Source organism: Rhodococcus sp. ZPP (assembly GCF_017656075.1).
Classification (GTDB): Bacteria; Actinomycetota; Actinomycetes; order Mycobacteriales; family Mycobacteriaceae; genus Rhodococcus_F; species Rhodococcus_F oxybenzonivorans.
The window spans coordinates 2,493,983-2,502,368 of record NZ_CP058638.1 but is presented as its reverse complement, the minus strand read 5'-3'; the positions used below and the strand labels follow the sequence as shown (position 1 = coordinate 2,502,368).

Here is an 8,386-nt window from a genome sequence, read left to right as displayed (position 1 = left end):
CGGTTCGTCGCCAACCCCTACGGCGCACCCGGCGAGCGCATGTACCGCACCGGCGACATCGTCCGCTGGACCGCAACGGGTGAACTCGAGTACAGCGGCCGCTCGGATCACCAGGTCAAGATCCGGGGTTACCGCATCGAACTCGGTGAAATCGATGCCGCCGTACTGGAACACCCGGACGTCGACTACGCGATCACTCTCGGCCGTCGCGGCCCGTCGGGTGACACCGTGCTGGTGTCCTACGTGGTCCCCGCCGCGGGGTCCGCGCCAGACCCCGCTCGGGTGCGCGCATTTGTATCGGAGTTTCTGCCGACGCACATGGTGCCGTCGGCGGTGGTGTGCATCGATTCCGTCCCGCTCACCCACACCGGGAAGCTCGACGTAGATGCGCTGCCGCGCCCCGATTTCGTTGCTGCCGAATATCGTCGGCCGAACGAGGGGTACGAGAGCACGGTCGCGGCGGTGTTCGCCGAAGTCCTGGGAGTCGACAGGGTCGGCGCCGAGGACAACTTCTTCGACCTCGGTGGCACATCGCTGTCCGCGATGCGGGCGGTGAGCCGTTTACGGGCCGGCAGCGACGTGACCGTGTCGCTGCAATGGCTGATGACCGAGCCGACACCCGCCGCGATCGCGGCCCGCATGGACGCGGCAGACGCCGACACCGAGGACCCCGCGCTCGACGTGGTCTTCCCGATCCGCGCGGGTGGGGCGGGGACGCCGGTGTTCTGGATTCATCCGATCAGCGGACTGTCCTGGTGCTACACGGGATTCGCCGAACACATCGACGAAAACCGCCCCGTCTTCGGCATTCAGACCCCGGCCGTCGTGGGAGAGGTGCTGCCCGGCTCGATCGAGGAACTTGCCGACCGGTATCTCGCCGAGGTGCAGCGGATCCAGCCCGAAGGCCCCTATGATCTGGCCGGCTGGTCGATCGGTGGCGTCATTGCCCATGCGATGGCGGTGCGACTGCAGGAGACCGGCCAGGTGGTGGGTTCACTCGTCATGCTCGACAGCTTCGCGGAAACGCAGCAGTCGCAGGGCAGCGGTGAGGCGGCGGTTCGCGAGGAGGACACGGCGGACGTGCTGTCGGCCCTGAGCCCCGAGCACCTGTATCGCCTGACCGCGGCCGCGCACCACAACGCCACCCTCATGCGCGACTACCGGCCCGGGTGGTTCGACGGCGACGTGCTGTTCTTCACGGCGGCGCACGACGATCCGACGCTGCGGCGTGCGGTCGGCACCTGGCGTCCCTGGGTGAACGGGCGGATCACGAATCATTCTGTGAGTGCAAATCATTGGCAGATGACCGAACCTTCCGCAGTCAGTGTGATCGGCCCACTCCTCGCCACACACTTGGCCGACGCCGTGCATCACGCTTCGAGAATGGAGATCGACCGATAAGACCCGCCGGGCGGTGATGCGACGGCCGGTGCTGACGTCACAAGCTCTTCATTTCTTCCGCTTTCGGACGATCTGAGTCGACTCGAGCGCCTTCTCTCGTTTCTCCGCCCGACGCTCTTTGAGGGCACGTGCGGACTGTTTCGAACTTCTGACGGTGGACTTGTCAGCCATTGTCGGTCCTTTCCGAATCGGCAACCGCGAACTGACCTCGACCATACCCAACACAAGAATTAAGTCCAGTTCAGCTCTTCGTGACGACGGATCGTCGGTGGCTCCGAGGTGCAAGGCGCGCAGTAAATTTCGCGTGACTTGCTTATTCCTCACCCACGGCTATGGTGCATGGCAGCACTAGTCGCATCTACTTGGAGGACCGAAATGTGAACGCAGCTACCGATCGTCAGTGGGCGGTTCGTGACGCTGTTCTGCGTTGGCTTCTCGCGAAGACAACGGAGGGTTATCGGAGTCCGATCCTGGACGCGGATGCCATCGGAGCAGAAGTCGGCTGGGTGGCCTCGAAGCTGACCAACGACGAAGTGGCCGACGCCTCGATGTTCCTCTTCAAGGAGAATTATGTGACGGGCGTGCCGGTAATGGGTATCGGGATTCCACGCCCGATGCTGACCGTCGCCGGACGTCGGGTGGCCAAGGCAGGCAAATCCCTCAGGTACAAGGACGACGCTCAGCAGGCGAAGTTGCGCCGGCGTCTGACCGTGCCGCTCGTAGAGACCTCCGCAACGACGGCAAGCTCGAGCGCATCAGGGACGGAGTTCGAGCGGTAACGGATCTCGCGCGCGTCACCGCCGCCGTGTCGACCCACACTGAATCACCGTCTGGGAGCCACCGGGTGCGTGTCGCGCCAGTGGCGGGCGATCTCGATCCGCCTGGCTACCCACACCTTTTCGTGGGACTGCACGTGGTCGAGGAATCGTTCCAGCGCGGCGGTGCGCGCGGGCCTGCCAACGATGCGGCAGTGCAGACCCACGGACAGCATCTTCGGCGCCCCCTCGGCGCCCTCCGCGTAGAGCACGTCGAAGGCGTCCCGTAGATGAGCGAAGAACTGCTCACCGCTGGGAAAACCTCCCGGCGAGGCGAACCGCATGTCGTTCGTGTCGAGGGTGTACGGCACCACCAGGTGGTCGACCAGCCCCTTGCCTGGCGAATCCACCTTCACCCAGTACGGCAGGTCGTCGGCGTACGAGTCGGAGTCGTAGAGGAAGCCGCCGTGTTCGACCACAAGTTCCCGGGTGCGAGGGGAGTCGCGGCCGGTGTACCAGCCCAGCGGCGCCTCACCGGTCAGATCGCGCAGGATGTCGACCGCCTCCGCCATGTCCTTGCGTTCGGCGTCCTCGTCGGAAAGCTGATACGACTTCCACCACAGACCGTGGCTGGCGATCTCGTGGCCGAGTTCACGAAAGGCGCTGACGGCTTCGGGGTTTCGCTGCATGGCCTTGGCCACCGCGAAAATCGTCAGCGGCAGTCCTCGCCGCTCGAACACCCGAAGCACACGCCACAGTCCGGCGCGGGAACCGTACTCGTATACCGACTCCATGCTCATGTGCCGGTTCGGGAACGGCTGTGCCCCCACCATCTCGGACAGGAACGTCTCCGACGCCCCGTCTCCGTGGAGGACGTTGCTCTCGGCGCCCTCCTCGTAGTTGAGGACGAACTGGACGGCGATCTTCGCGCCGCCCGGCCACTGCGGGTCGGGGGGCTTCGGCCCGTACCCGACCAGGTCACGGGGATATTCGGAGTCGAATCCGTTGGTCATGACTGCAACCCTGCCCGACCGGCTTCGGTCAGGGAACCCCACAGCCGCAGCCGTGCCATGCCACCGTCCGGAAAGATGTCGAGCCGGGCCTGCGTGACCGGCTGATCGCTGTCGACGACGAACCGATGCCGGGTGTCCGGCTGCAGGCGTGTCCGGGGGAGGAGCTCCACCCAGTCGCCGTCGCCGTCGCGACCCTGAATACTCGCCTCACCGGGAGCATTGCCGAGGAAATATGAGGTGTCCAGTTCGGCCAGCGACACGATGCCCTGAGCGGCGAGAAGAATCTCCACCCAATCGTTGTTGTCGTCTCGGCGCCGAGAGGTTTCCCAGCCGTCGCCCATGACGCGAGCCGATCCGGGGAGCAGCATGTTCTGTGGCGATCCGTAGAACATGTTGGAGCAGCACGTCACTCGCGCCCCGTTCTCCAGGGCAGCGAGATCCACCGGTCCGGCGTCGAGGAAGTGAGGATCCGGACGGCCTTCGCCGTGCACGCGCAACCGGGCCACCCCACCGTCCGGGTACAGGGTCAGTTTGACGTGCGTCCACCGCCGCTCGGAGTCCACCGGAAAGGGATTCTCGGTGTCCCCTCGAACTGGGCTGCGGCCGACGATGGTGGTCCACTGTGCGCCGACCACTTCGTCGGCCGACGGGTACCCGTCGATCGCCGCGGCTTCGACGGAAATCTCCGGTGGATAGTTGCCCGTGAACCATGCGGTGTCGACCACCACGCCCCGAATCACACCGGGAACCCCGAGGCGCACGATGGCCTCGTCGGTGCCCGCGATCCGGCGCCGACGCGTCTCCCAGCCGTCGTAGATCTGGCCCTTGTGCCCGAACGTGGCCGGCTGGTACACGGCCGCTGTCGGGCGGATCAGATTCTCACGCTCGGCGAACAATTCGTCGTTCGCCCACACGACCGCGCCGCCGAGCGTGCGGACGGCCAAGTCCGGGAGACTGCGAAAGCTGGGCGGGGCAGGAGTGTTCGGAGTCACGATGGAGTACCTCCTGATCGGGCGTGGAGCAAGTGTAGGGCGTCGGCGATGCCGCCGGAGCGTCGCGGACCGGGTCCGGCCGCTCAGGTACCCGGGACTACCGCGCGGGCGACGAGGTTGTGGAGGACGTCGACCGTGCATCCGGGGGCTTGCGCCAGTACCACGTCCTCGTCGAACGCGCCGCAGGCGAGCCCGCGGAGAACGACGGCGGCGAGGGCTTGTGCCGTGGCCGGTTCGTCCACCACGCCGCCGCCCTGCCGATCGAGGTAGGCCTGCAGGCGCGTGGCCGCGGCGGGCAAGGCACCCCGGTAGAAGTCGAAGGTGGCGAGCCAGCGGGTGATCAGGTGCCCGGGATGCATGTCCCAGCCCTGGTAGTAACCGCGCTCGAGCGACCGGGTGACGAGCCGGTAGTGCCGGGACAGTGCGGCGCGGACGTCGTCGTCGCTGCCCTGCGGGACGACCTGGGTGGAGCCGTCGCAGACCCACACCCCGGTCTGGGCCGCCGCCACCAGCATCACGGACTTCGCGTGGTCGGCCACCGGATGCTCGAGCGATTGGAAGCGAGACGCGATACCGCAGGCCGCGCTGTAGTCGTAAGTGCCGTAGTGCAATCCGGTGCACCGCCCGTCCGCGAGATGAATTGCCTTGGCGACGGTGACGGTGCCGTCCGGGCCGATGACGGCCTGGGGGCTCTCGATCTGCAATTCGAAGTGCAGTGACCCGTCCGGCAACCCGTAGGCGCGTTCGAGTTCCTCGCACAGTGCCACGACAGCGGTGACCTGCGCCGCGGCGCGCAGCTTCGGGACGGTGAATACGAAACCGTTCGGAACGCCGCCCGCACCTTCGAGGACGAGTTCGAGAGTGCGGATCCCGCGGCGGCGTTCGTGGGGCGCCAATCCTTTGGCGCGAATCCCGAGGAATCGCGGGCCGTCGGGGTCGGACGAGAGCAGGCGCAGTGTGCGCCCCGCGTCGAGCGCGGCGGCGTCCTCGATGTCATCGCTCCGCCATCCGTACCCGTCCTCGAAGTCGATGCGCAAGTCCATGACCGGACGGTTCTGCAACACCGTGCGGACATCGGGCAGAGCGCCGGTGGTTCCGACGGATTCGAGCGCATCGGCGTAGCGGTCCAGCAGCGCAACCGCCTGTTCCGACCAGCGCCGCGGGGTGTCGGGGCGCGCATCCGCCGCACTCACATAGACGGTGTGGATGGGCTGAGACTGCGGACGATCACCCGGAAAGTGTTGTGCAAGGGAGGTGTCGACGGACCCGAGGAGGGCGTCGACGCGGTCGAAGCCGCTGTCCGGGAGCCGGCTGAGGTACAGGGGATTCACAGCACGATCTTGGCAGAAATGCCGGCATCGCGAGGAGTGGCCGACCCGAACTCCTGCCCCGAAAGAACCCCGGCCCAGGGGAAACGGGCCGGGGTTCGATGACGGTGAAGGATATGGAGAGGAGGGTCAGTTGCCGCCCGGCCCGCTTCTCGTCGTCGCCACAGTGGTGGCAGGGCGGATTTTTGCGGCATTCGGGCCGCTCCACGCGCCGGCCGGTTGCGAAGAAATTGCGGGCGGGGCAGCAACGCCCTCGGGAAGTAAGTTCACGCTAGGGCATCACCATCCTTCCGACTCCGTGTTCCCTTTTCGTCGAGCGGTCACCATCCGCGCGGAGGGGAGCGCTGCGTCGCGTCGACTTCCGCTCCCGTGGCCTGCGCAGCCAGTTCCGTTCGCGAAGAGGGGACTCGGCCTGCAGGGGGAACGCGCTCGGCGCGGATCGCGACTCGTACCAGCGACACCACGGCGCGTGGCGTCAGCGCCTCGGCGAGAAGTCGATCGGAGTCGGCGATCGACAGGTCGTAGTCGATATCGCACCATCGGCGTTCGCTGCACAGCATTGCGTCGACCTCCGGGAACCCTCGTTGCTGACAGGTTACCTACAGCAGAAGCTGTAGGTTCGTTATAGCAAACGCTCCAGTGTGCGGCAAGGGGTTGTGGCAGCGATTCTGTCGCAGGTGAGAACATTCCGGACATCTCACGCGGACTTGCTGCCGACTCCGGGGCGGGTAGGTTGCAGCTCGTAGGTGATCAGGCGGGAGCTGTTGGCGACGACGGCGACGGAGGAGGCGTTGTGCAGAATGGCGGCGAGGACGGGAGACAAGGCGCCGCCGGCGCTGACGAGTAGGCCGATCGCATTGACCGCGATGGACATCGCGTAGTTCTGCTGAACCAATGCGACCGCGTGGGCACCGAGGTCGCGGACATCGAGGAGGCGGCGCAGGTCGTCGCTCGCCAGCGCCACGTCGGCGGTTTCGACGGCGACGTCGGTACCGGCCAGGCCCATGGCGATCCCGATGTTCGCGGCGGCGAGCGCCGGCGCGTCGTTGGTGCCGTCACCGACCATCGCGACGGTGTACCCGTCGTCCTGCAAACGGCGAACCGCGTCGAGTTTGTCTTCCGGCATCACCTCGGCCTGCCACTCGTCGATGCCCAGTTCCGAAGCCACCGCCGCGGCCGTCATCGGATGGTCGCCGGTGAGCATCACGATCCTTCGGATACCGTCCGCCCGTAACCGTGACAACACCTCGAGCGCCTCGGGCCGCACCTCGTCACGGAGACTGATCAGCCCCACCAGCTTGCCGTCGACCGCCAACAGCAGCGGCGTCTCGGCCCGCTGCTGGAGTTTGCGTACCCAGTCGGCGGCGCGCTTCGACACGCGCACATTCTCGTCGCGCAGCAATCCTTCGCTGCCCAGGAGCAGCGTCCGCCCGTCCGCCCACGTGCGCATACCGAGGCCGACGAGGACCTCGCACTCTTCGTGCGGCGGGATCACGATGTGCCGTTCCTCGGTCGAGCGGATCACCGCCTCGGCGAGTGGATGCCGGGAATGAATTTCCGAGCTCGCCGCATAGGCAAGGACCCGTTCCGGCTCCCAATCCTTGGCGAAGGCAACCACATTCGTCACGATGGGGCGGCCGATGGTCAGAGTGCCGGTCTTGTCGAAGACCATCGCGTCGACGCATCCGGCCTGCTCGAGGTGCGATCCGCCCTTGATCAGGATGCCGCGCCGGGCACCGTTGCCGATGGCGGCGCTGATCGCCGTCGGCGTCGACAACCCGACCGCGCACGGGCACGCGATCAACAGCATCGTCATGGCGCGGCGGACATCACGGGTCAGGACGAGGGTCAGCGCGGACAAGGCGAAAGATGCCGGCACGAAACGGCGGGAGAAATTTTCACCGACGGTCTGGATCGGGGCGCGGTGCTCCTGAGCCTGCTCGACCTGCGAAATGATGCGTCCGATCGTCGTTTCGTTGCCCACCGCGGTGGCCCGGATGACGAGCCGTCCGCGCAGCACCACCGAACCCGCGTGCACGAGGTGTTCGGCCGAAGTGGCGATCGGCAGTGTTTCACCGGTGATCGCGGACTGGTCGACGATCGCCTCACCCTCCACCACGACACCATCCACGGGTATCGCGACGTGATCGTGGACCACGACTTCGTCCCCCACCTGCAGCGAATCGACGTCCACCGAAACCTCGGTGCGGTCGGCCAGACGAATCCACGCGGTGTCCTGAGTGCCCTTGAGGAGATCGGAGATGGCGCGCCGGGTGCGGCGCAGGGTGAGTTCTTGGAGGTACTCACCGATGTTGAGCAACCACAGCACCGTCAGGGCCACCACGTTCTCCCGGAGAACCAGGCTGGCCACCGTCGCGGCGGAGACCAGAGCGTCGGTGCCCGCCGTGCGGTTTCCGGTCAGAGTGCGGAGTGCTCCTTTGAGGAAGGGGTAGCCGGTGAAGATGGTCGCGCCGGTGGCGAACACGCGGCTGGTCGGGCCGAGTAGAGGTGCGCGGCGCAGTCCGTATCGGCGGACTCCGAGCACGAGCAGGGCGGCGCCGCCGATGGCCATCCGCACGATGTCGGCGTTACCGACGTCGGCCGAGCGAGGGGAACGGTCCGGGACCAGCGCCCAGGGCGTCTCCTCGCCTGCAGCGATGGTGTCGAGCAACTCGGTGCGATCGAGCCGTTTCGGCGAATACCAGACCACCACCGACGCGGTCCGCGGATAGGCGTGCACGGCACGCACCCCGGCGAGCTTTTCTATCGAATCTTCCAGGGCGACGGCCCGTCCCACACTCGCGTGGAGCCACGGCAGATGCACGCGGATTCTGCCCGCCGCATCCGACAGGACTGCGACATCGTGCGAGATGTGCGTGGCCGGCTCGGCGGACATG

At 66.6% G+C, this 8,386-nt stretch carries 7 protein-coding genes; 2 read left to right on the top strand and 5 right to left on the bottom strand.

What is annotated here, in order from left to right; genetic code table 11:
- Positions 1 to 39: 39 nt before the first annotated feature.
- Both HYG77_RS39550 and HYG77_RS11905 read left to right on the top strand, forming a co-directional pair.
- Complete coding sequence (locus HYG77_RS39550; RefSeq protein WP_244461354.1) at positions 40 to 1,401, top strand: thioesterase domain-containing protein; 1,362 nt, start codon at positions 40 to 42, stop codon at positions 1,399 to 1,401.
- A 377-nt stretch (positions 1,402 to 1,778) separates the two neighbouring features.
- Positions 1,779 to 2,180: a serine recombinase gene (locus HYG77_RS11905; RefSeq protein ID WP_208962760.1), complete on the top strand. Its 402-nt coding sequence runs from the start codon at positions 1,779 to 1,781 to the stop codon at positions 2,178 to 2,180.
- A gap of 44 nt (positions 2,181 to 2,224) precedes the next feature.
- On the opposite strand, the gene puuE is transcribed toward HYG77_RS11905, so the two are convergent.
- From puuE to HYG77_RS11880, 5 genes are all read right to left on the bottom strand, one after another.
- Positions 2,225 to 3,169: an allantoinase PuuE gene (gene puuE / locus HYG77_RS11900; protein WP_208962759.1), complete on the bottom strand. Its 945-nt coding sequence runs from the start codon at positions 3,167 to 3,169 to the stop codon at positions 2,225 to 2,227.
- Positions 3,166 to 4,161: an allantoicase gene (gene alc, locus HYG77_RS11895; protein WP_244461290.1), complete on the bottom strand. Its 996-nt coding sequence runs from the start codon at positions 4,159 to 4,161 to the stop codon at positions 3,166 to 3,168. Before alc ends, puuE begins: the two co-directional genes overlap by 4 nt.
- A gap of 83 nt (positions 4,162 to 4,244) precedes the next feature.
- Complete coding sequence (locus HYG77_RS11890) at positions 4,245 to 5,492, bottom strand: aldolase/citrate lyase family protein (RefSeq protein WP_208962757.1); 1,248 nt, start codon at positions 5,490 to 5,492, stop codon at positions 4,245 to 4,247.
- A gap of 317 nt (positions 5,493 to 5,809) precedes the next feature.
- Positions 5,810 to 6,049 (bottom strand): hypothetical protein, encoded by a 240-nt coding sequence (locus tag HYG77_RS11885; RefSeq protein ID WP_208962756.1) that lies wholly within the window; start codon positions 6,047 to 6,049, stop codon positions 5,810 to 5,812.
- 137 nt (positions 6,050 to 6,186) lie between these two features.
- Positions 6,187 to 8,385: a cation-translocating P-type ATPase gene (locus tag HYG77_RS11880; RefSeq protein ID WP_208962755.1), complete on the bottom strand. Its 2,199-nt coding sequence runs from the start codon at positions 8,383 to 8,385 to the stop codon at positions 6,187 to 6,189.
- Position 8,386 lies beyond the last annotated feature (1 nt).